Raw genomic sequence first — 21,532 nt, 5'->3', positions numbered from 1 at the left:
CCCCGGCGGGGTCACTGCTCCAGCTCGGCAAGGTCCTTGCGGGCCTGCTCCAGCTCGGCCTCCAGCTCCGCGACCCGCGCGGCCTTCGCCGACCGGGCGCCCTCGATGAGCTCGTCGACCGGACCGGACAGGTCGGCGTGCAGCGCCGCGGCCGCCGCGGACACCGCCGACGCCGTCACCGGCAGGCCGCGGGCCACCCAGGTGGTGCCCTGCTTCAGCTCTGCCTGCCAGTCGCCGTCGGCGGAACCGCTGACGGTCAGGGTCATGGTCACGACCCGGGTGGTGCGGGCCGTCGAGCCCGGTGGCCTGCCCCGCTTCCGCTTCGGCGGCTCGGGCGCCGCGGTGCTCGCGGTGTCCGCGGGCGGGGTCTCCCCGCCGGTCGTCAGCTCGTCGTCCACGTGCGTCCTCGTCCCTCTCCACTCGGCTGCACGGCCAGGTACAAGGGTGATTCACGAACGCCCGTTCGCCGGTAGCGACCCGCCCGATTGGTCCGTGTGGGTGTCGACGTCCGACGCCCGGTCACGGTCCGGGGCGGTGGCGGTCACCCACAGGAGGATCTGCGTGCGGGCGGCCCGGCTGCCAGCATCGCGGGCATGCGCATCGACCACCTCGACCACCTCGTGCTGACCGTCGCCGACATCGACGCCACCGTCGCCTTCTACACGCGGGTGCTCGGGATGGAGGCCGTCGAGTTCGGCGGCGGGCGCCGCGCACTCGCCTTCGGCCCCAACAAGATCAACCTGCACGAGGCGGGGCGGGAGTTCGAGCCGAAGGCCGTCCGGCCCACCCCGGGCAGCGCCGACCTGTGCCTGATCACCCTCGACCCGATCGAGCAGGTCCGGCGCGAGCTGGCCGAGGCCGGCGTCGCCGTCGAGGTGGGGCCGGTCGAGCGGACCGGGGCCCGGGGCCCGCTGCTCAGCGTCTACCTGCGGGACCCGGACGGGAACCTGGTCGAGATCAGCAACGAGGTCTGAGCCTCACGCGGTGTCCGGCGTCCCCGCCCCCGCGCGGGCCCGCGCCGCGCGGTGCTCGGGGAACAGCCGCTCCGCGACCGCCGAGACCGGGACGGTCAGCAGCCAGGACAGCATCGCCCAGGTCGGGCTCAGCGGTGCGATCACCAGCGACGGGAGGAACGACACCACCGGCGCCAGCCCGTTGACCAGCGTGTGGCGGGCCTCGTCCGGGGTCACGTCGGCGCGGGTCAGGCGGCCGCGGTAGGAGCCGTAGGCCCACATGGCGGCGGAGAACGAGCCGATGACGACCAGGTTGGCCGCATAGAGCACGACGGCCGCGGTGCTGTCGCCGTGCCCGCCGAGCAGCGACGTCGGGAACGGCAGGAACGCGATGCCGAACAGGTAGCCGAGGTTGAGCGTCATCATCCGGGCGTCGGCGCGGTCGAAGCGGGCGAACAGCTGGTGGTGGACCGTCCAGTACCGCCCGATCACCGCGAAGCTCAATGCGAAGGTGAGCATCCGCGGCAGCAGCTCCACCAGCTGCGGGGCGACCGGGCCCGGGCCGATCTCGGCGTCGGTTAGCGGCAGCACCAGCAGCGTGATCGCGATGGCGAACACCCCGTCGCTGAAGAACGTGATCCGTTCCAGCCCGACCTCGACCCGACGCCGCATCCCTGTCCTTTCCCCGTGCAACGGCGCTCATCGTGCCCTACCGGCCGCCGCGGACCTAGGCTGGTCCGTCGTGACGACCCCGCTCGTGCGCACCGTCCGCTTCCACGCCACGGGCGGCCCGGAGGTGCTGCGGATCGAGCGGCTGCCGCTGCGCGACCCGGGCCCGGGGGAGGTGCGGATCCGGGTGCACGCGGTCGGGCTCAACCGCTCCGAGGTCAACTTCCGCCGCGGCACCTACCTCGACGCCCCGGTGCTCCCCGCGGGCCTGGGCAGCGAGTGCTCGGGCACCGTGCTCGGGACCGGTCCGGGGGTGACGGGCTGGGCGCCCGGCGACGAGGTGTGCGTGATCCCGGCGTCGTCGCAGAACGAGCACCCGGTCTACGCCGACGAGGCCGTCGTGCCGGTCCGGTCGCTGCTGGCCCGTCCGCCCGGTCTCGACGACGACGGCGCCGCCGCGCTGTGGATGCCGCTGCTGACCGTGTGGGGCATGACCCGCCACGCCGTCCGGCTGAGGGAGGGGGACCGGCTCGTCGTCACGGCCGCGGCGAACAGCATCGGGGCCGCGGCGCTGCAGGTCGCGCGGCACCTCGGGGTGCACGCCGTCGCCGTGGTGCCCGACGACCGGCACGCCGGGGTCCTGCGCTCCGCCGGGGCCGCGGAGGTGCTGACCGGCACGCCCGACGCCGAGGCGCTGCGGTCCGCGCTCGGCGGCGGTGCCGACCTGGTCCTCGACGCCGAGGGCGGGCCCGGCGTCGCCCGGCTGGTGCGGGCCTGCGCACCGGGCGGCGCGGTGATCGTCCACGGCGGGCTGTCCGGGGAGCCGACACCGCTGCCCGCAGCCGGGTACGCGCCGGTGTGGCTGCGCCGCTTCCACGTCCGCGAGGTCACCGGCGACGCGGCGGTGCTGGCCCGCGCCGAGGCGTTCGCCCGCGCCGGGCTCGCCGCAGGCACGCTCACCCCGCTGGTGGAGCGGGTCTTCGACCTGGACGACGGCGTCGCGGCCGTCGCCGCTGCGCACGCGCACCTGGAGTCACCGGACCGGGCCCCGGGCAAGCCGGTGCTGCGGACCGGTCAGCGGAACAGGTAGGCGCCCAGCAGGGCGTTCCCGACGCCGGCGACCAGGCCGAGGGCGCCGAGCGCGATCGCGACGACGGCGGTGCGCCCCGCGCCGCGGCGGCGGGCCGTGACGCCCATCCACATCGCGAACGCGCCACCGGCCCAGCCGAGCACGGCCAGGAGCAGGGCGCCGATCGCGGCGAGTGCGCCCAGGAACGCGGCCTGCCGGGCGAGGCGGTCGGCCTCGGCGGCGGTGTGCGGCACGGGGCCTCCTCGACGTCGGGGTCCCGACCGTAGCGGGGCATGGGCACGATCACGGTCGTTCGCATTGCTCATGACATGGGTTGCGTGATGCAATGTTCAACAGGTCCGATACGTCCATGATCTCTCCAGGGTCCGTTCCCGGGGAAAGGCGATGACATGTCCCGAACATCCGGTGCAGCGCACGCCCCCAGCCCGTTCCGTCAGCCCAAGGCCGTCTGGGCGGTGGCCTTCGCCTGCGTCATCTCGTTCATGGGCATCGGGCTGGTCGACCCGATCCTGCCGTCGCTGTCCGGGCAGCTGCACGCCACGCACGCCGAGGTCGAGCTGCTGTTCACCAGCTACCTCGTCGTGACCGCGATCGCGATGCTGGTGACCGGCTGGGTGTCGTCCCGGATCGGCGCGAAGAAGACCCTCATCACCGGCCTGGCGCTGATCGTGGTGTTCGCCGCGCTGGCCGGGGCGTCGTCGGGGATCTGGGGCATCGTCGGCTTCCGCGCCGGCTGGGGCCTGGGCAACGCGCTGTTCATCGCGACCTCGCTCGCGGTGATCGTCGGCTCGGCGTCGGGCGGGTTCGCCGGCGCGATCGTGCTCTACGAGACCGCGCTCGGCGTCGGCATCGCCACCGGTCCGCTGCTCGGCGGGCTGCTCGGCAACGTCTCCTGGCGGGGCCCGTTCTTCGGTGTCTCGGTGCTGATGCTGATCGCGCTCGTCGCGACCGTCGTGCTGCTGGAGCCGACGCCGGTCCCGACCCACAAGGCGACGCTCTCCGAACCGCTGACCGCCCTGCGCCACCGCGCGCTCGCGACGACCAGCGGGGTCGGGCTGCTCTACAACTGGGGCTTCTTCACCCTGCTCGGCTACGCACCGTTCCTGATGGGCGGGCTCGACCCGATCTCGCTCGGTGCGGTGTTCTTCGGCTGGGGCCTGCTCGTCGCGGCCTTCGCGGTGTTCGGCGCGCCCTGGCTCAAGGACCGCTTCGGCACCGCGCGCACCCTCTACGGCGCGCTCGTCGGCATCGCGGTCCTGCTCGCGGCCATCGGGCTGTTCGACGACGTGCCCGCCGTGGTGATCGTCGCGGTGGTCCTGTCCGGCATCGTGGTCGGTGTCAACAACACCCTGGTGACGACGGCGGTCATGTCGATCTCGCCGGTGCCCCGCCCGACCGCGTCGGCCACCTACGGGTTCGTCCGGTTCATCGGTGGCGGCCTCGCCCCGTTCGCCGCGGGCCTGATGGCGGCGGCCGTCGGCGCCTCGGTGCCGTTCCTGATCGCCGCGGTCGTCGTGCTGGTGGGGGTGGCGCTGCTGTCGACGATCCGCCGCGACCTGGACGCCGCCGACGCCGAGACCGAGCAGCCCGGCCCGTCGCACGAGCGCGCCGACGCCGAGGAGGCCGTCCGGGAGGTGCCCGGGCTGCCGACCGAGGCCGTGATCGCCGAGGACGCGCTGCAGCACGACCGGCGCTGAGTCCCCTCCGCCCTGAGCGGCCCCCGTCCGGACCGTCCGGACGGGGGCTGCTCCGTGTCGTGCCGCCCGGCGGCGCGGTCAGCCGGTGACGAGGGCGGCGAAGCGGTCCAGGTCGACGTTGCCGCCGGAGATCGTGACTCCGATCCGCGCCCCCGCCCACCGCTGCGGGTCCGCGGCGACGGCGGCCCGCACACCTGCGAACGCCAGCGCCCCGGTCGGCTCGACGAGCACCTTGTAGCGCGCCGCGAACAGCGCCATCGACTCGACCAGGGCGGTGTCGGGCACGGTCACGATGTCGGTGACGAGCTGCGCGATCACCGGGAACGTGTGGTCGCCGAGGTGGGTGGTGGCGGCGCCGTCGGCGAGCGTGCGGGGCTGCGGGATGCGCACGACGTGCCCGGCGCGCAGGGACTGCACGCCGTCGTCGCCGGCCTCGGGCTCGACGCCGTACACCCGGGCGTCGGGGGACAGGGCCTGCGCCGCGAGCAGCGACCCGGAGAGCAGCCCGCCCCCACCGAGGCAGACGAACAGCGCGTCGAGCGGGCCGTGGTCCTCCAGCAGCTCCAGCACCGCGGTGCCCTGCCCGGCGATGACGTGCGGGTGGTCGTAGGGCGGGACGAGGGTGAGCCCGCGCTCCTCCGACAGCGCGGTCGCGATGGCCGCGCGGTCCTCGGCGTAGCGGTCGTAGCCGACGACCTCGGCGCCGTAGCCGCGGGTGGCGGCGAGTTTCGAGGCCGGGGCGTCGTGCGGCATCACGATCGTCGCGGGGACCTCCAGCAGCTGCGCGGCCAGCGCGACGGCCTGGGCGTGGTTGCCCGAGGAGAACGCGACGACCCCCGCCCGCCGCTGTGCCGCCGACAGCCGGGACAGCGTGTGGAACGCCCCGCGGAACTTGAAGCTCCCGGTGCGCTGGAGGTTCTCCGCCTTCACGAACACCTGCGCGCCGAGCTCGGCGTCGGTGAGCCGGGAGGTGAGGACGGGGGTGCGGTGGGCGTGGCCGCGCAGGATCGCTGCGGCGGCACGGACGTCGTCGGGGGTGGGGAGAGCGTTCACCGGACCACCTTCCGCCGCCCGGCGGAGCCGGTTCAAGTCCGTTCGGATTCATTCACGATCGGGTGTAACGACCGACACGTCCGGATCGCTGCTACCTGCGTGGCTCCCCCCACGTTCCCCGGAAGGACACCCCCGATGCGCCTCCGCTCCCTGTCCGCCGCCGTGCTCCTCGCGACCGCGGCCGCCCTCCCGCTCGCCGGTACGGCCTTCGCCCAGGACCGCGACTGCAAGGACTTCGCCAGCCAGGCCGACGCACAGGCGGCCCTGACCCCGGGTGACCCCTACGGCCTCGACCGCGACAACGACGGTCAGGCCTGCGAGGACCACGACTACGGCACCTCCACCTCCACCTCCGACGACGTCGCGGCCGACAGCGTCGCCGCCGCCGGTTCCCAGGTCACCGCGACGCCGGTCGGTGGCGTCGAGGCCGGTGGCGGCCCGGCCGACGTGCTGCCGCTGGCGCTCGGTGCCGTCGTCGCCGGTGGCATCGGCGCGGTCGCGGTGCGGCGCGTCGCCGCCGGTCGCCGCGGCTGACCCCGGCACCGTGCCCGGCCCCGTCCTCCCGGCGCCCGGACCCGCCGCACCGTCCGGTGCGCGGGCCGGGCGCGGCCCCGTGGCCGGGGACCGGGCCGGGCGCGGCTCTGTGGCCGGGGACCGGGCCGGGACGGTGCGGCGCGGGAGCCCGGACCGCGGGCGACGGGCGCGGCGACGGGCCGGTGCGCTGCGCCGGGTGACGCGGGTGCTGGCGCCGGTCGGTGTCCTCACCGCCGCGCTGCTGCTCGCCGACCCCGCGGGCGCACCCGAGCCCGGGGCGACGGCCGTCGCCTCCGTCCCGGTGCCCGCTCCGGCGCCCGCGCCGGGCGCGTTGCTGCCGCCGGGGCCCGCGCCGCTGGTGCGGTCGGAGCCGGTCCGGCTGCGGGTCGACCGGCTCGGGCTCGACACCGTGCCCCGACCGATGGGGCTGACCGCGGACCGGTCGATGGAGGTCCCCGCGGATGCGGGCACGGTCGGCTGGTACACCGGCGCACCGACCCCCGGCGAGGTCGGGCCCGCCGTGCTCACCGCGCACGTCGACTGGAAGGGGCTGCCGGGCGCGTTCGCCGACCTGGACACCCTGGAGCCCGGCGACGAGATCCGCGTCGACCGCGCCGACGGGACGTCGGTGGTGTTCGCCGTGCGACGGGTCGGGCGCTTCCCCAAGGCGGAGTTCCCGACCGCCGAGGTCTACGGCGACCTCGACCACGCGGGCCTGCGGCTGATCACCTGCGGCGGGGTGTTCGACCGGTCGGCCCGCAGCTACGTCGACAACGTCGTCGTGTTCGCCGACCAGGTCCGCTGAGCAGTCCGCGCGCCCCGCGCTCGTCGAGATGCAGCTCAGCGGGCCGTGGAGATCCACAATTCCCGCTGAGCTGCATCTCGGCGACCGGGCCGGCTGGACCGGGTCGCCGGGCGGGGCGCGGGGCTCATCTCCGGCGCCCGGTGCCCCGTCCCGGTGTCGCGGTCCGCGGGTCCTCGGGCCAGGCGTGCTTCGGGTAGCGCCCGCGAAGCTCGGCCCGGACCTGCGGGTAGGCGTTGTCCCAGAACGAGTCCAGGTCCGCGGTGACCGCCGTCGGACGCCCGGCGGGGGAGAGCATGTGCAGCACCACCGGCACCCGCCCGTCGGCGACGGCCGGGGAGCCGGTCCACCCGAACACCTCCTGGACCTTCACCGGCAGGGCCGGGGCCGCGCCGGAGTAGTCCAGCGCGATCCGGGACCCGGTGGGGACGGTGAGCCGCTCCGGGGCCAGCTCGTCGATCCGCCCGGCGAGCCCGCCCACGTACGCGGCGACGTGGCGGCGCAGGGCGGGGCCGGCGTCGACCCGGGCCAGGTCGGAGCGTCGCCGGGCGGTGGCGAGCGGACCGGCCAGCCACCCGGCGGGATCGGCGGCCGAGTCGAGCAGCGCCTCCTCGGACACGTCGGGCCACGGCGCGCCCAGCACCCGGTGCAGGAAGCCCAGCCGCTCGCGCAGTGACACCGCCCCCGCCGTCCAGCGCAGCAGCCCGGTGCCCTCGGCACGCAGCCCGGCGACGAGCGCGTCGCGGACGGCACCGGGGTCGGGGGAGCGGTCGGGCTTCTCCGACAGCACGATCGCGCCGAGCCGGTCGACGGTGCGGGCACGGACGTCGCCGTCGCTCCAGACGGCCTCCGAGCCGGTGACCCGCAGCGGCGCGGCGGCCCGCAGCGCGGTCGCGGCGTCGGTGGTCGCGGCGAGGCGGACCCGGCCGTGGGTCTGCCCGGGGCGCCGGTCGGCGACGGCGACGGCCAGCCACTCGGCGTCGCGCAGCGGGCCGGGCGGGACCTCGACGGCGGTGCCACCGGTCATGAGGAACACCCCGGCCGCGGCGTCGCGGCGCCGGGCGAGCCGCTCGGGGTAGGCGAGCCCGGTGACCAGCGCGACGAGCTCGGTGCCCGGAGTCCCCTCGGCGCGACCGGCCCGTTCGCGCGCACCGCCCGGGGCCCCGGCGGCCGGGCCGGAGCGGACCCCGGCTCCCGGCGAGGTGCCCGGCGACACCGCGCCGGTCGGCGAGGCGGCGGCCGCGGGGGACGAGGCGGAGGACGAGGCGGGGGACGAGGCGCGGGCGCGGCGCAGCGCACCGGTCAGGCGGTCCCGGTCCCCGCGCCACCGCCCGGCGCCGGGGGCGTCGCCGGAGCGCAGCCGGGCCAGCGCGGCGGTGAGGTCGTCGGCGGGACCGGCGAGGGTGTCGTCGTCGAGGACGGCGACGATCCCCGCGACCTCCCGCGGGTCCCCACCGGCGGCGACGCCGTCGAGCAGGGCCCTGGCGAGGCGCGGGTGCAGGCCCAGCGCGGAGATCCGCCGTCCCCGGTCGGTGACCGTGCCCCGCGGGTCGATCGCGCCGAGTGCGGTCAGCACGCTCCGTCCGGCGGCCAGCGGACCGGGCGGCGGGGCGTCCCACCAGCGCAGACCGCTGCCGTCGGGGGTGCCCCAGACGGCGAGGTCCAGCGCGAGCGCGGTGAGGTCGGCGGTGCGGATCTCGGGGTCCGGGGCGTCGGCGAGACCCTCGCCCTCGGGCCAGCAGCGGTAGGCGAAGCCGGGTGCCTCCCGGCCGGCGCGGCCCGCGCGCTGGGTCGCGACCGCGCGCGAGACCCGCCGCGTCACGAGGCCGGACAGCCCGCGCCGGTGGTCGGTGTGCGGGACCCGGACCAGCCCGGAGTCGACGACGGCCCGCACACCGGGCACGGTCAGGCTGGACTCGGCGACGGCGGTGGCGAGCACGATCCGGCGCCGCGGCCCGTCGCGCAGCGCCGCGTCCTGCTCGGCGGCGGGCAGCCTGCCGTGCAGCGCGAGGACGTCGGCGTCGGGTCCCAGCTCGCGCAGCGCCGACGCGGTCCGCCCGATCTCCGCGACGCCCGGCAGGAACGCCAGCACGCTGCCGTGCCCGAGCGCCCGCACGCACGTCCGGGCGACGGTGTTCTCGATCCGCTCGGTCCCGCCGCGACCGGCCCGGGCGGGCGGGACGTGGGTGACGGCGACGTCGTAGCTGCGGGCGGCGACCTCCAGCACCGGCGCGGGCCGGTCGTCGTCGCCCAGCAGTACGGCGGGGCGGGCCGCGTCGAGGGTCGCGGAGGTGGCGAGCAGCCGCAGGTCGGGCCGCAGCCCGTCGCGGGCGTCGAGCAGCAGGGTGAGCAGCAGGTCGGCGTCGAGGTGACGCTCGTGCACCTCGTCGAGGACGACGGTGGACACCCCGGTCAGCTCCGGGTCCCCGGCCAGGCGGCGCAGCAGCAGCCCGGAGGTGACGACCTCGACCCGGGTGCCGGGCCCGGTGCGGGCGTCGCCGCGGACGCGGTAGCCGACCGGCCCACCGACCTCGGTCCCCAGCAGCGACGACATCCGGGCCGCGGCGGCGCGGGCGGCGACCCGGCGCGGCTCGGCGACCAGCACCGTGCCCTCGGGTGCCGGGCCGGAGCCGTCGAGCCCGGCCAGGGCGAGCGGGACGAGGGTGGTCTTGCCGGTGCCGGGCGGGGCGACGAGCACGGCGCCGCCGCGGTCGTCCAGCGCCGCCCGCAGCTCGTCGAGGACGGCGCGGACCGGCAGGTCGGGGAGTGGGGGCATCACTCCCGAGTATGGGTCAGGCCAGCCCGCTGTAGGACAGCACCATGATCACGACGACGGCGGCGGCCAGTCCGGCGGTGATCAGCAGCAGCACCCAGCCCGGCAGCGCGGTCTCGTCGAGGACGGGGGCCGCGGGGCGGTGGGTGGCGGCGGTGGTGGCGGGCATCGTTGCTCCTGCGGGTTCGGACTGCGTCAGACGGACGAACCTGATGTCGCGTACGGACCAGGAACCGTTAACCGTGGTCCCCGAAACTGATGACGGCTAGGTTCGGAGCGACGTCGACGACGACCGTCAGGCCCACCTTCCGGAGGTGCGATGAGCTCGCCCACCACGACCCGACCGGCATCCGACGCGGCCCGCGTGGCACAGGCCGCCCGGGAGGTGGTCGAGGCCCACGACCCGCGGTCGGTGCCGCGCGAGGAGCTGTTCGGCGCTCTCTACGACGCCGGGCTCGCCTGGGTGCACCACCCCGAGGGGCTCGGCGGGCTCGGCCTGTCCCGCGGGCTGCAGTCGGTGATCGACCAGATCGTCACCGACGCCGGCGGCGAGCGGATGTTCGCGGTCAACCCGATCGGCTACGGCATGGGCGCGCCGACCGTCGTCGAGTACGGCCCGGACCGCGAGCAGGTCGGGGCCTGGCTCCGGCCGATGGCCACCGGCGAGGAGATCTGGTGCCAGCTGTTCAGCGAGCCCGGCGCCGGCTCCGACGTCGCGGGCCTGGCCACCTCCGCGGTCCGCGACGGCGACGAGTGGGTCGTCAACGGGCAGAAGGTCTGGACGACCCTGGCCCACGTCGCGCGGTGGGGGATGCTCGTCGCCCGCACCGACCCCGACCAGCCCAAGCACCGCGGCCTGACCTACTTCGTGATCGACATGACCCAGCAGGGTGTCGACGTCCGCCCGCTGCGGCAGATGACCGGGCAGGCCGAGTTCAACGAGGTCCACCTGCACGACGCCCGGGTCCTCGACGCGCACCGGCTCGGCGAGGTCGGCGCCGGCTGGAAGGTCGCGATCACCACCCTGATGAACGAGCGCACCGCCATCGGCGGGGTCACCGGGCGGCGCGGCAGCGGCGTCATCGGCGAGGCGCTGGGCCTGTGGCGGGCCCACCCCGACCGGCACACCCCGGTGCTGCGCGACCGGCTCGCGGCACTGTGGACCCGCGCCGAGACCCACCGCCTCACCCTCGCCCGCGCGCGGCGCACCGCGAGCGCCGGACAGCCCGGCCCGGAGGGTTCGGTGTCCAAGCTGGTCGGCGCCGAGCTGAACCAGGACGTCTACGAGTTCTGCATGGACCTGCTCGGCCCGGACGCGCTGCTCTACGACGACTGGACGATGGACCGCGGGCGGGTCCACACCGACCCGAACTCCACGGTGCAGCAGCGCTTCCTGCGCTCGCGCGCGAACACCATCGAGGGCGGCACCTCGGAGGTCATGCGCAACATCCTCGGCGAACGGGTCCTCGGCCTGCCCGGGGAGCCCCGGTCGGACTCCGACCGCCCCTGGAAGGAGGTCCCCCGTGGCTGAGCAGGAGCTCCGGGAGTTCGACGTCACCGACGAGCAGCGCGAGCTGCGCGCGGCGCTGCACCGCTTCGCCGAGCGCCAGCACGACGAGGCCAGCCTGCGCCGGCTCGTCGACACCACCGACGGGTTCGACCGGGCACTGTGGGCCCGGCTCGGCACCGAGCTCGGCGCGCTGTCCCTCGCGGTGCCCGAGGACTTCGGCGGCGCCGGCGGGACCTGTGTGGACCAGGCCGTCGCGGCGGATGAGCTGGGTGCGGCGCTGGTGACCGGGCCGCTGCTCGGCACCGTCGCGCTCGCGGTCCCGGCGCTGGTCGCGGCCCCGGCGGGCGACGCGCGCGACGGGCTGCTCACCGCGCTGGCCGACGGCTCGCGCACCGCGGCCCTGGCCGCCCGGCTCACCGCCCCCTACGACGGCGCCTCCGCGGCCGGCGTCACCGCCGACGGCGACCGGCTCACCGGCACGGTCTCCCACGTCCCGGACGCGGGCGCCGCGGACGTGCTGCTCGTCGCGGCCGCGGGGCCCGACGGCCCGGTGCTGGCCGTGGTCGACCCCGGCGCCGACGGGGTCCGGGTGGAACGGTGCGGCTCGTTCGACGTGACCCGCCCGGTCGCCCGGGTCGTCCTCGACGGCGCGACCGGCACCGTGCTCGCCACCGGCGCGGACGCCGACGGGGCGCTGCGGCACGCCTTCCGCACCGCCGGGGCGCTGCTCGCCGCCGAACAGGCCGGCATCGCCCGGCGGCTGCTCGACCTGACCGTCGCCTACGCGAAGGAGCGGCTGCAGTTCGGCAGGCCCATCGGGTCGTTCCAGGCGGTCAAGCACCGGTGCGCGGACATGCTCGTCGCCGTCGAACAGGCCCGGACCGCGGCGCTGCACGCGGCCTGGGCGGTCGACGACCCGCGCGTCGACGACGCCGACCTCGCCGTGTCGATCGCGCAGGCCACCTGCTCGGAGACGGCGTACCGGGTCGCCGCCGACGCGGTGCAGCTGCACGGCGGGATCGGGTTCACCTGGGAGCACGTCGCGCACCTGTACTACAAGCGCGCCGTCGCCGACGCGGCGCTGCTCGGGTCCGCCGAGGCCCACCGCGAGCGCATCGCCGCGCTGGTGCTGGACACCCTCGGCGACGACGTCCGCGAGCCCCGGGTGGCGACCGGCTGAGCGCCGGGGGCCGGGTCAGACCTTGTTCAGGCCCGGCTCCCGGTCCGGTACCACGAACGACGCCGCCGTGCGCACCGTGGCACCGGGCTCGCTGACCCGGGACACGGTGCGGAAGTCCGCGCGCATCTGCGCGGGGGTGAACGTCGCCAGTACGTAGCCGCGCCGGTCGAGCGACCACACCGAGCTGCCGCTGCCACCGGACTTCGCCTCGCCGTCGCCGTCGCCGCCGGAGGTGACCGAGGTGGTGACGAGCTCGGTACCGGCGATCCGGTCGTCGGCGCCGGGGATCTCGTTGGCGTGGTGGACGTGCTCGTCGCCGGTGAGGACGACGGCGTTGCGCACACCCGCCTCGGTCCAGCCGCGGACCACCCGCTCCCGGGACCCGGTGAACTCCCCCCAGGTGCCGGACTTGCCGCCGCGGCGCGGGGCGAAGAACACCTGCTGGGCCAGCACGTCCCAGCCCGCGGCGGAGTCGGCCAGCCCGCGCAGCAGCCAGCGTTCCTGGTCGGCGCCGAGCATCGAGCCGCGCATCCGGTACTGGCGGGTGTCCAGGACGTGGAAGGTGGCGAGCGAGCCCCACGAGAGCCGCCGGTAGAGCTGGATGTCCGGGCCGTCGGGCACCGAGGCCCGGCGCAGCGGCATGTGCTCGTAGTACGCCTGGGCCGCGGCCCGGCGCCGGTCGGGCGTCGCGCCGTCCCAGTCGTTGACGACCTCGTGGTCGTCCCACACCACCACCCACGGGGCGACGGCGTGGGCGGCGCGCAGGTCGTCGTCGGAGCGCTGGTGGGCGTGCGTGCGGCGGTACCCGGCGAGGGTCTTCGGCTCCGGCGGGCCGGGGTCGCGCACGGCGCCGCGGTCGGACTCGTAGAAGTAGTCACCCAGGTGCAGCACGAGGTCCGGGGCGTCGGCGGCCAGCCCGCGGTAGGCGGTGAAGTGGCCCGCCCCGAACTTCGCGCACGACGCCGTCGCGATGGTCAGCGAGGCGGCGGCCGCCCCGGTCGCGGGCGCGGTCCGGGTGCGTGCGACGGGGGAGAGGTGGCCGCCGGTGCGGAACCGGTAGAAGTACTCGCGGCCCGGGGCGAGCCCCGCGGGCTCGGCGTGCACGCTGTGCGCGAGCTCGCGGGTGGCGGTCTCGGTGCCGCGCGACACGACCCGGGCGAAGCGCTCGTCCTCGGCGACCTCCCACTCGACCTCGACGGCCCGGTCGGGCATGCCGCCGCGGCCGTCCTCGGCGTCGGGCTCGGGGGCGAGCCGGGTCCACAGGACCATCCCGTCGGGCGCGGGATCGCCCGAGGCGACGCCGAGGGTGAACGGGTCGGGCGTGGTCGCCTGCCGCAGGGCGCCGGCGAACCAGCGGGGCACGGCGGCGGGCTCGCCACCGGTGGTGGCGGGCGCCAGCCCCGCGACCGCGGCGCCGAGGGTGCCGAGCAGCACGCTGCGGCGTGGCAGTGCGGTCACACGTCCTCCTGTGCGTGGTGGTCCGGCGGAACCGTCCATGCTCCGCCCCGCCGACCCCGACGGCGGTGTGCACGCGCCGGGACCGGTCTCACCGGACGAGTGAATCACCGCGCGTGCCCGGGCACGGGCGTTCGGGCGGAACCGGCCGGGTGCGTCCCCGGGGCCCCGCGGCACACGCGCACCGACGGCTGAAACCCAGTGAGCTGTATCACATCCAGCCTCACATCGAACCTCCGTCCCGCGAGTCACGAAAACAGTTCACCGGGATCGCGACGGATCGCGGCCCGTGACCGCGACGCCCTCGACGTCGCGGCCGGAATCGTGCCGCAGTGTCCCGGAAACGGTGTTCACCGGGGGTCGGCCGATCATAAAAAATGACTATGTAACGCGTTGGAAATGGTCAACGATTCTGCCCGTACACGTTCGTACTGCCGGGGGATGGCGATGGTGTCGAAAGACGGGTTGATGACCGCCGGGCCTGTGCGCGAACAGGAATCGCGCACGGTGTCCGAGTCGGAACACGCTGTCGTGGTCGCGTTCACCGCGATCATCACGGAGTTGCTCGACGCACCCGTGCGTCCGGACGACCACTTCTTCGTCGACGCCGGCGCCGACTCCATGGTCCTCGCCCGGTTCTGCGCGCGGGTCCGGCAGCGGTCCGACCTGCCGCACGTCGCGATGACCGACGTCTACGCCCACCCCACCGTGGCCGGGCTGGCCGCGGCGCTCGCCCCGTCCGTCGCGCGTCCCGGACGCACCGTCGACGACGTGCGCGAGGGCTACCGCGCGATCCTCGCCGACCTGGTCGGCGCCGACGTCGGGGTCGACGCCGACGTGTTCGCCGACCTCGGCGCCGACTCCATGACGATGACCCGGTTCTGCGCCCGGGTGCGCCGCCGCGACGACCTGCCCGACGTCGCTATGACCGACGTCTACGCCCACCCCACCGCCGCCGGCCTGGCCGTCGCGCTCGCCGGGGACGCCGGCCCCGTGGTGGACGAGGCACCGCCCGCACAGCCGGTCCCGACCGGTTCCACCCGCGCCTACGTGCTGTGCGGCGCGGCGCAGCTGCTCACCTTCGTCGTGTTCACCCTCGCCTACGGCACCCTGCTCGGCGCGGTCTACGAGTGGATCGCCCTCGGCACCGGGCTGCTCAGCTTCTACCTGCGCTCGCTGGCCGCGGTGTCGGTGGCCTTCACGGTGTTCGCGGTGCTCCCGATCGCCGCGAAGTGGCTGCTCGTCGGCCGCTGGACCGAACGCGAGATCCCGCTGTGGAGCGCGTCGTACTACCGGTTCTGGCTGGCCAGGACCCTGGTCCGGACCAACCCGCTGCTGCTGGTCGCCGCGGGCTCGCCGCTGCTGCCGCTCTACATGCGCCTGCTCGGCGCCCGGATCGGGCCCGGCGTGGTCATGCTGGCGCGCACCGTCCCGGCCTGCCCGGACCTGCTCACCGTCGGCGCGAACACCGTGCTGCGCAAGGACTCGATCCTGTCCTGCTACCGCGCCGAGCCGGGCATCATCCGGACCGGGCGGGTCACGATCGGCTCCCGCGTCGTCGTCGGGGAGGCGGCGGTGATCGACATCGGCACCACGATCGGCGACGACGCCCGGCTCGCCCACGCCTCCTCGCTGCACAGCGGCCAGGTCGTCCCGGCCGGACAGACCTGGTGGGGCACGCCCGCCCGCCCGGGCGGCGGTGACCCCGGTGCCGCGGTGTCCGCCCCGGTCGGGCCGGGCCGGCGCGCCGGCTACGCGATGGGTCAGCTCGGCTGGCTGCTGCTGGTCTGGCTGCCGCTGGGGACCGGCGTGCTCGACGCGGTGCTGGAGCGGATCCCGACCCTGGCCGCGGTGCTGGCCGCCGGGACCGCGGACGTCCTGTCCGGGCAGATGTGGATCGACGCTGTCCTCACCACGACCGTCCTGCTCGTCGGCGGCATGGTGGTCGGGCTGTTCGGCGCCGCCGTCGTCGCGCGGGTGCTGTCGGCCGGGCTCACCGAGGGGCGTCCCTATCCTCTCTACGGTCTCCGGTACACGTTGCAGCGCACCGTGTTACGGATCACCAACATCAAGTTCTTCACCTATCTGTTCGGCGACAGCTCCTACATCGTCGATTATCTCCGGATCATCGGGCACGATCTCCGACGTACGCCGCAGACGGGCACGAATTTCGGTACGGCGGTGAAGCAGGAGACGCCGTACGCAAGTTCCATCGGAACCGGGACGATGGTCGCCGACGGTCTGTCCATCGTCAATGTCGACTATTCGGACACCGCATTCGTCGTGAACCGGACCAGGATCGGGTCGAACTCGTTCCTGGGCAACAGGATCGTCTACACCGCGGGTTCCCGGGTCGGCGACGACTGCCTGATCGCCACCAAGACGCTCGTCCCGACCGACGGCCCGGTACGGACCGGGGTCGGCCTGCTCGGCTCGCCGCCGTTCGAGATCCCCCGCACCGTCGCCCGGGACGCGGCCTTCGGGCACCTGCACACCGGGCTCGACCTGCACGACCGGCTGCGCGCCAAGAACCGCTACAACCGCCGGTCGATCGCGCTGGCCCTGGCGGTCCGCTGGGGCGCCCTGTTCGGGATCACCCTGCTCTCGCTCGTCGTCGCGGCGCTGATCGTGCCGCTCGGCCCGATCGCGGTCGGGGTGCAGCTGCTCGCGTCGCTGCTGTTCACGATGGCGTACTCGATCGCCGTCGAGCGGCTCGCCGTCGCCGGGCGGCGCCGGCTGCGGCCCCGCTTCTGCTCGGTGTACGACCCGTACTTCTGGTGGCACGAGCGCTACTGGAAGCTCGTCGTGCAGGGCTGGGACCGGATGCTCGCCGGGACCCCCTTCAAGAACCTCGTCACCCGCGCGCTCGGCGTGCAGATCGGCCGCCGCGTCTTCGACGACGGCTGCGGCATGACCGACCGCACGCTCGTGCGGATCGGCGACGACGCCGTCCTCAACGCCGGCGCGGTCCTGCAGTGCCACTCGCAGGAGGACGGCACCTTCAAGTCCGACCACATCACCGTCGGTACCGGCGCCTGCCTCGACGTCGGCGCCTTCGTCCACTACGGCGCCGTCGTCGGCGACGCCGCCCGGATCGGCTGCGACGCCTTCCTCATGAAGGGCGAGGACGTCCCGGCCGGTGCCTTCTGGGAGGGGAACCCGGCCCGCGCCACGCCCCGGCCCGCCCCCACCCCGCTGTCGAACGGAGAGTCCGCACGATGACCGGCACGCTCGCCGACCCCACCACCTCGACCACCCGTGAGCACTGGAGCCGGGTACTGCTGACCGGCGGCGCCACCCCGGCCCCGTCCTGGACGGCGACACCCCGGCCCGGGACCGCCGTGCACACCGAGCCGATCCCGCGGGACGCGGTCGCCGCCGTCGCCGCGGTGACCGGCGTGGAGCCCGGCGCGGTGCTGCTCGCCGCGCACGCCGCCGTCCTCGCGGCCCTGTCCGGCGACACCGAGGTGACCGCCGGCGTCCCGGCCCGCACCGGCGCGACGCCGCTGCCGGTGTGCCTGGACACGGCCCGCAGCTGGTCCGCGCTGGTCACCGCGGCCGCCGACACCCTGGCCGGGCTGCGTGCCCACCCCGAGCCCGACCTGGGACGCCTCGCCGCCGAGCTCGGGACGGCGGTGCCCTCGTTCGGCACCGTGCTCGACCCGGGCGCCGACCTGCGCGGCGACGAGATCGCCCCCGGCGCGCTGGACCGCACCGGTGACCGCGGTGCCGACACGGACACCACTCCCGGCGACGGGCCGGGTGCCGCCGGGCTGCACGTCGCGGTGTCCGGGGCGACCCTGCGCCTGACCTACCGTCTCGACCTGCTCGACGTGGGCGCGGCCGCCCGGATCGCCGGCTACCACGCCGCGGCCCTGGCGCTCGCCGCCGCCGACCCCGGCGCGCCCGTGCGCCCGTCGGCGCTGGTCGGGCGGGCCGAGCGCGACGCCCAGCTCGGCGACCTCGCCGGCCGGCCCCGGGACCTGCCCGACCGCCGCCCGCACGAGCTGCTCGCCGACCGCGCCGCCGCGGCCCCCGACGAGGTCGTCGCCGAGCACGCGGGCGTCACCCTCACCCGCGCCGAGCTGGAGGACCGCGCCGCCCGCGTCGCCTCGACCCTGTTCGACGCCGGGCTGGCGCCCGAGGACGTCGTCGCCGTGGTGTGCGACCGCGACCTCGACTGGATGGTCGCGGTGCTCGCCGTCCTGCGCGCCGGTGGCGCCTACCTGCCGGTCGAGCCGCACTTCCCGGCCGAGCGGATCGCCCGCACGCTGACCCGCGCCGGGTGCCGGATCGCGCTGACCACCGACGCCACCCGCGCCCACCTCGACGAGGCCGGCGTCGCGACGACGGTGCTGACCGTGCCCGACGCGGTCGCCGCCGCCGACGGCCCCGCACCCACCGCCGACGTCCCGGCCGACGGGCTCGCCTACCTGTACTTCACCTCCGGCTCCACCGGCGAGCCCAAGGGCGCGATGTGCGAGCACGCCGGGATGCTCAACCACCTGCTCGCCAAGATCGAGGACCTGGAGCTGGAGCCGGGCTGCGTGGTCGCCCAGACCGCGCCGCAGTGCTTCGACATCTCGCTGTGGCAGCTCGTCGCGGGTCCGCTCGCCGGCGGGCGCACCCTGCTCGTCGAGCAGGACGTGATCCTCGACGTCCGCCGCTTCGTCGACACCCTGGTGCGGTCCCGGGTCACCGTCGCCCAGCTCGTGCCCAGCTACCTCGAGGTCGTGCTGACCTACCTGGAGGAGCACCCCACGGCGCTGCCCGACCTGCGGATGGTCTCGGCCACCGGGGAGGCGCTCAAGACCGAGCTGGTGCAGCGTTGGTTCCGGGTGCTGCCCGGCGTCCCGCTGGTCAACGCCTACGGCCTCACCGAGACCTCCGACGACACGAACCACGCCGTGCTGCGCGAGGCCCCCGCGGACGGCCGGGTCCCGCTCGGCGCCCCGGTGCCCGGGGTGAAGGTCTACGTCGTCGACGCCGACCTGGCGCCGGTCCCGCTCGGCGCGCCCGGGGAGATCGTGTTCTCCGGGGTGTGCGTCGGCCGCGGCTACGTCAACGACCCCGACCGCACCGCCGCCGCGTTCGGCTCGGACCCGCACCGGCCCGGTGAGCGGCTCTACCGCAGCGGCGACCACGGCCGCTGGCGCCCGGACGGGCAGCTCGAGTTCCTCGGCCGCCGCGACAACCAGGTCAAGATCCGCGGGTTCCGGATCGAGATCGGCGAGATCGAGAACGCGCTGCTGGCGGTGCCCGGCGTCCGCGACGCCTGCGTCGTCGTCGCGACGACCGCGGGCGGGCCGCAGCTGGTCGCCTACCACGCCGGCGACGGCCCGGACGCGCCCGAGGTGCGGGCCCGGCTGGCGCGCAGCCTGCCCGCCTACATGGTCCCGCCGACGGTCCACCGGCTCGACCCGCTGCCGGTCACCGCCAACGGCAAGATCGACCGCAAGACCCTCACCGCGCACGCGACCGCGGCCGCGGCGCAGGCCGCCGTCGCTCCGGCGGTGGGTGGCCCGACCGGCGGCGAGCTCACCGCGGCCCAGCGCCGCGTCGTCGACGCCGTCACCCGCGTGCTCGACCTGCCCGCCGGATCGGTGGGCCCCGACGACGACTTCGCCGACCTGGGGGGCAGCTCGCTGTCCGCGGTGAAGCTCGTGATCGCACTCGGCCGGGCCGTCACGGTCCGCCAGGTGCTCGACCATCCCGTCCTCACCGACCTCGCCGGGTTGCTCCCGGCCGACCAGCTCTGACCACCACAGGGGGAGACATGACCGGATCACTGCTGGGGGTGCGCCCGCACCCCGGACGACCGCCCGTCCTCGACGCCGGCCCGGGCGGCGACGCCGCCGGCTGGACCGAGCGCCACGGCGACGCGCTGCGCGACCTGCTCGACGACCACGGTGTCGTGCTGGTGCGCGGGCTCGGCCTGCGCACCGTCGCCGACGTCGCCGGTGTGGCCGCCCGGCTGGGGACCGGCAGCTACGTCGAGCGCGAGGCGATCGCCGCCCGGACCCTGCTGTCCGACGGCGTCTACTCGGCCACCCCGTGGCCCGCGCGCCAGCCGATGTGCGCCCACCACGAGCTGTCCTACGTCCTGGACACGCCCGCCACGCTGCTGTTCGCCTGCCTGCGTGCGCCCGAGACCGGCGGCGCGACACCGCTGGTCGACACCACCCGGGTCGCGGCGGACCTGCCGCCCGCACTCGTCGACCGTGTCGAGCGCGAGGGCTGGATCCTCACCCGCTCCTACGGTGACGACATCGGCGCCTCCTGGGAGCAGGCGTTCGGCACCGCCGACCGCGACGTCGTCGAGCGCTACTGCCGGGCCAACGCCATCGCCACCGAGTGGACGCCCGACGGCGGGCTCCGCACCCGCCAGCGCCGGCACGGCGTGCTGATGCACCCGGTCACCGGGCAGCGGGTCTGGTTCAACCAGATCGCGTTCCTGTCGGAGTTCGCGATGGACCCCGAGGTCCGCGAGTTCCTGCTGGAGATGCACGGCCCGGACGGGCTGCCGTTCAGCACCCGCTTCGGCGACGGCTCCCCGGTGCCCGAGGCGGTCGTCGACGAGATCAACGCCGCGCACGACCGGCACGCCGTCCGCGAGCCCTGGCAGGACGGCGACCTGCTGGTCGTGGACAACCTGCGATTCGCCCACGGCCGCGACCCCTACACCGGTGACCGGCACGTCGTCGTCGCCATGACCGACGGCGTCGCCGTCCCCGCCTTCGAGGGAGCCCGATGAACGCCCCGGCCGAGTCCGTCCCCGCCTTCTCCGTGATCTCCGGCGCCCAGGTGGCGCGGGCGCTCGGCGGGCGGGAGAAGGAGCTCGTCGAGCTCGTCGAGGACACCTACCGGGTGCACGGTGCCGGCGCGACGGTGAACCCGCCGTCGTACTTCCTGCGGTTCCCGGACCGGCCGTCGTCGCGGATCATCGCGCTGCCCGCGTCGCTGGGCGGCACCGGTGACGACACCGGCGTCGACGGCATCAAGTGGATCTCCAGCTTCCCGGAGAACGTCGCCCGCGGCGTCCCCCGGGCCTCGGCGGTGCTGATCCTCAACGACCCCCGCACCGGCTACCCGTACGCCTGCCTGGAGAGCTCGATCATCTCCGCGACGCGCACCGCGGCGTCCGCGGCCTCGGCGGCCGACCGGCTGTCACGCGACGGGGCCCGCCCGCGTCGCGTCGGGTTCGTCGGGACCGGCCTGATCGCCCGCTACATCCACCAGTTCCTGGTCGGCACCGGCTGGACCTTCGACGAGGTCGGCGTTTTCGACCTCTCCGCGGACTCCGCCGGGGGGTTCCGGGGCCACGTCGAGCGCACCGCGCCGGGCGAGGTCCGGATCCACGACTCCGCCGAGTCGCTGGTCCGCGGCAGCGACCTGGTGATCTTCGCGACCGTCGCGGGGACCCCGCATGTGCACGACCCCGCCTGGTTCGACCACCACCCGCTGGTGCTCAACGTGTCGCTGCGCGACCTGTCCGCGGACATCGTGCTCAGCGCCTTCAACGTCCTCGACGACGTCGAGCACTGCCTCAAGGCCGACACCTCCCCGCACCTGGCCGAACAGGCCACCGGGAACCGCGACTTCGTCGACGGGACCCTCGACCAGGTGCTCGACGGCACGCTGGCCGTCCCCACCGACCGCACGGTCGTGTTCTCCCCGTTCGGCCTCGGGGTCCTCGACCTCGCCGTCGGACGGTTCGTCCACGCCGAGGTCGCCCGCGCCGGCGAGCTGCACACCGTCGACGACTTCTTCCACGAGCTGAGCCGGCACGGCTGAGCCGCCACCACTGGTACACGAG

18 protein-coding genes are annotated in these 21,532 nt (G+C 75.5%); 11 read left to right on the top strand and 7 right to left on the bottom strand.

The window, feature by feature from the left end:
* Positions 1–11: 11 nt before the first annotated feature.
* The gene (locus tag KPL57_RS50555; RefSeq protein ID WP_308016635.1) at positions 12–398 is read right to left on the bottom strand and encodes a DUF6319 family protein; all 387 of its coding nucleotides are present in this window, start codon (positions 396–398) and stop codon (positions 12–14) included.
* 195 nt (positions 399–593) lie between these two features.
* On the opposite strand from KPL57_RS50555, the gene KPL57_RS50550 reads away from it, so the two are divergent.
* Positions 594–974, top strand: a complete 381-nt coding sequence (locus tag KPL57_RS50550) for a VOC family protein (protein ID WP_226357564.1) — start codon at positions 594–596, stop codon at positions 972–974.
* A gap of 3 nt (positions 975–977) precedes the next feature.
* Here the strand turns inward: KPL57_RS50550 and KPL57_RS50545 are convergent, their stop codons facing one another.
* The gene (locus KPL57_RS50545; RefSeq protein ID WP_226357563.1) at positions 978–1,625 is read right to left on the bottom strand and encodes a TMEM175 family protein; all 648 of its coding nucleotides are present in this window, start codon (positions 1,623–1,625) and stop codon (positions 978–980) included.
* Positions 1,626–1,695: 70 nt separating this feature from the next.
* On the opposite strand from KPL57_RS50545, the gene KPL57_RS50540 reads away from it, so the two are divergent.
* Positions 1,696–2,712, top strand: coding sequence for an alcohol dehydrogenase catalytic domain-containing protein (locus KPL57_RS50540; RefSeq protein ID WP_226357562.1), 1,017 nt, complete (start codon positions 1,696–1,698; stop codon positions 2,710–2,712).
* Here the strand turns inward: KPL57_RS50540 and KPL57_RS50535 are convergent.
* Complete coding sequence (locus tag KPL57_RS50535) at positions 2,697–2,945, bottom strand: hypothetical protein (RefSeq protein ID WP_226357561.1); 249 nt, start codon at positions 2,943–2,945, stop codon at positions 2,697–2,699. The genes KPL57_RS50540 and KPL57_RS50535 overlap by 16 nt on opposite strands.
* A gap of 156 nt (positions 2,946–3,101) precedes the next feature.
* Here KPL57_RS50535 and KPL57_RS50530 point away from each other — a divergent pair, with 156 nt between their 5' ends.
* Entirely contained in the window at positions 3,102–4,409 is a 1,308-nt protein-coding gene (locus KPL57_RS50530; RefSeq protein WP_226357560.1) for an MFS transporter, read from the top strand.
* A gap of 78 nt (positions 4,410–4,487) precedes the next feature.
* On the opposite strand, the gene KPL57_RS50525 is transcribed toward KPL57_RS50530, so the two are convergent.
* Positions 4,488–5,462: a threo-3-hydroxy-L-aspartate ammonia-lyase gene (locus KPL57_RS50525; RefSeq protein ID WP_226357559.1), complete on the bottom strand. Its 975-nt coding sequence runs from the start codon at positions 5,460–5,462 to the stop codon at positions 4,488–4,490.
* A gap of 135 nt (positions 5,463–5,597) precedes the next feature.
* On the opposite strand from KPL57_RS50525, the gene KPL57_RS50520 reads away from it, so the two are divergent.
* Together KPL57_RS50520 and KPL57_RS50515 are read left to right on the top strand one after the other, a co-directional pair.
* On the top strand, positions 5,598–5,996 hold the full coding sequence (locus KPL57_RS50520) for an excalibur calcium-binding domain-containing protein (RefSeq protein ID WP_226357558.1): 399 nt from the start codon (positions 5,598–5,600) through the stop codon (positions 5,994–5,996).
* A gap of 10 nt (positions 5,997–6,006) precedes the next feature.
* Positions 6,007–6,801 (top strand): class F sortase, encoded by a 795-nt coding sequence (locus KPL57_RS50515; protein ID WP_226357557.1) that lies wholly within the window; start codon positions 6,007–6,009, stop codon positions 6,799–6,801.
* A gap of 124 nt (positions 6,802–6,925) precedes the next feature.
* On the opposite strand, the gene KPL57_RS50510 is transcribed toward KPL57_RS50515, so the two are convergent.
* Both KPL57_RS50510 and KPL57_RS50505 read right to left on the bottom strand, forming a co-directional pair.
* Positions 6,926–9,574 (bottom strand): ATP-dependent RNA helicase, encoded by a 2,649-nt coding sequence (locus KPL57_RS50510; RefSeq protein ID WP_226357556.1) that lies wholly within the window; start codon positions 9,572–9,574, stop codon positions 6,926–6,928.
* Between the two features lie 16 nt (positions 9,575–9,590).
* Positions 9,591–9,740 (bottom strand): hypothetical protein, encoded by a 150-nt coding sequence (locus tag KPL57_RS50505; protein WP_208825523.1) that lies wholly within the window; start codon positions 9,738–9,740, stop codon positions 9,591–9,593.
* A gap of 150 nt (positions 9,741–9,890) precedes the next feature.
* Between KPL57_RS50505 and KPL57_RS50500 the strand changes: the two genes are divergently transcribed.
* Positions 9,891–11,102: an acyl-CoA dehydrogenase family protein gene (locus tag KPL57_RS50500; RefSeq protein WP_226357555.1), complete on the top strand. Its 1,212-nt coding sequence runs from the start codon at positions 9,891–9,893 to the stop codon at positions 11,100–11,102.
* Positions 11,095–12,261, top strand: coding sequence for an acyl-CoA dehydrogenase family protein (locus KPL57_RS70870; protein ID WP_226357554.1), 1,167 nt, complete (start codon positions 11,095–11,097; stop codon positions 12,259–12,261). The genes KPL57_RS50500 and KPL57_RS70870 overlap by 8 nt, the downstream gene beginning before the upstream one ends.
* A 15-nt stretch (positions 12,262–12,276) precedes the next feature.
* On the opposite strand, the gene KPL57_RS50490 is transcribed toward KPL57_RS70870, so the two are convergent.
* Entirely contained in the window at positions 12,277–13,758 is a 1,482-nt protein-coding gene (locus KPL57_RS50490; RefSeq protein WP_264199601.1) for an alkaline phosphatase D family protein, read from the bottom strand.
* Positions 13,759–14,223: 465 nt separating this feature from the next.
* Here KPL57_RS50490 and KPL57_RS50485 point away from each other — a divergent pair, with 465 nt between their 5' ends.
* From KPL57_RS50485 to sbnB, 4 genes are read left to right on the top strand one after another with little or no spacing between them, the layout of a single operon-like run.
* Positions 14,224–16,938, top strand: a complete 2,715-nt coding sequence (locus tag KPL57_RS50485) for a Pls/PosA family non-ribosomal peptide synthetase (protein ID WP_226357552.1) — start codon at positions 14,224–14,226, stop codon at positions 16,936–16,938.
* Positions 16,935–19,475, top strand: coding sequence for a non-ribosomal peptide synthetase (locus tag KPL57_RS50480; protein ID WP_226357551.1), 2,541 nt, complete (start codon positions 16,935–16,937; stop codon positions 19,473–19,475). The genes KPL57_RS50485 and KPL57_RS50480 overlap by 4 nt, the downstream gene beginning before the upstream one ends.
* Positions 19,476–19,492: 17 nt before the next feature.
* Entirely contained in the window at positions 19,493–20,470 is a 978-nt protein-coding gene (locus tag KPL57_RS50475) for a TauD/TfdA family dioxygenase (protein WP_226357550.1), read from the top strand.
* The gene (sbnB, locus tag KPL57_RS50470) at positions 20,467–21,510 is read left to right on the top strand and encodes a 2,3-diaminopropionate biosynthesis protein SbnB (RefSeq protein WP_226357549.1); all 1,044 of its coding nucleotides are present in this window, start codon (positions 20,467–20,469) and stop codon (positions 21,508–21,510) included. The genes KPL57_RS50475 and sbnB overlap by 4 nt, the downstream gene beginning before the upstream one ends.
* Positions 21,511–21,532 lie beyond the last annotated feature (22 nt).

It is taken from the genome of Pseudonocardia sp. ICBG601, assembly GCF_020496245.1.
Note: the sequence above shows the minus strand (reverse complement) of the source record. Positions and strands in the feature narration are given on the sequence as shown.

Excerpts from the sequence above, each read along its gene's own strand:
- KPL57_RS50550 (WP_226357564.1), top strand. The coding sequence starts at position 594 with ATGCGCATCGACCACCTCGACCACCTCGTGCTGACCGTCGCCGACATC.
- KPL57_RS50545 (WP_226357563.1), bottom strand. The coding sequence starts at position 1,625 with ATGCGGCGTCGGGTCGAGGTCGGGCTGGAACGGATCACGTTCTTCAGC.
- KPL57_RS50530 (WP_226357560.1), top strand. The coding sequence starts at position 3,102 with ATGTCCCGAACATCCGGTGCAGCGCACGCCCCCAGCCCGTTCCGTCAG.
- KPL57_RS50520 (WP_226357558.1), top strand. The coding sequence starts at position 5,598 with ATGCGCCTCCGCTCCCTGTCCGCCGCCGTGCTCCTCGCGACCGCGGCC.
- KPL57_RS50510 (WP_226357556.1), bottom strand. The coding sequence starts at position 9,574 with ATGCCCCCACTCCCCGACCTGCCGGTCCGCGCCGTCCTCGACGAGCTG.
- KPL57_RS50505 (WP_208825523.1), bottom strand. The coding sequence starts at position 9,740 with ATGCCCGCCACCACCGCCGCCACCCACCGCCCCGCGGCCCCCGTCCTC.
- KPL57_RS50500 (WP_226357555.1), top strand. The coding sequence starts at position 9,891 with ATGAGCTCGCCCACCACGACCCGACCGGCATCCGACGCGGCCCGCGTG.
- KPL57_RS50490 (WP_264199601.1), bottom strand. The coding sequence starts at position 13,758 with ATGGACGGTTCCGCCGGACCACCACGCACAGGAGGACGTGTGACCGCA.
- KPL57_RS50480 (WP_226357551.1), top strand. The coding sequence starts at position 16,935 with ATGACCGGCACGCTCGCCGACCCCACCACCTCGACCACCCGTGAGCAC.
- KPL57_RS50475 (WP_226357550.1), top strand. The coding sequence starts at position 19,493 with ATGACCGGATCACTGCTGGGGGTGCGCCCGCACCCCGGACGACCGCCC.
- sbnB (WP_226357549.1), top strand. The coding sequence starts at position 20,467 with ATGAACGCCCCGGCCGAGTCCGTCCCCGCCTTCTCCGTGATCTCCGGC.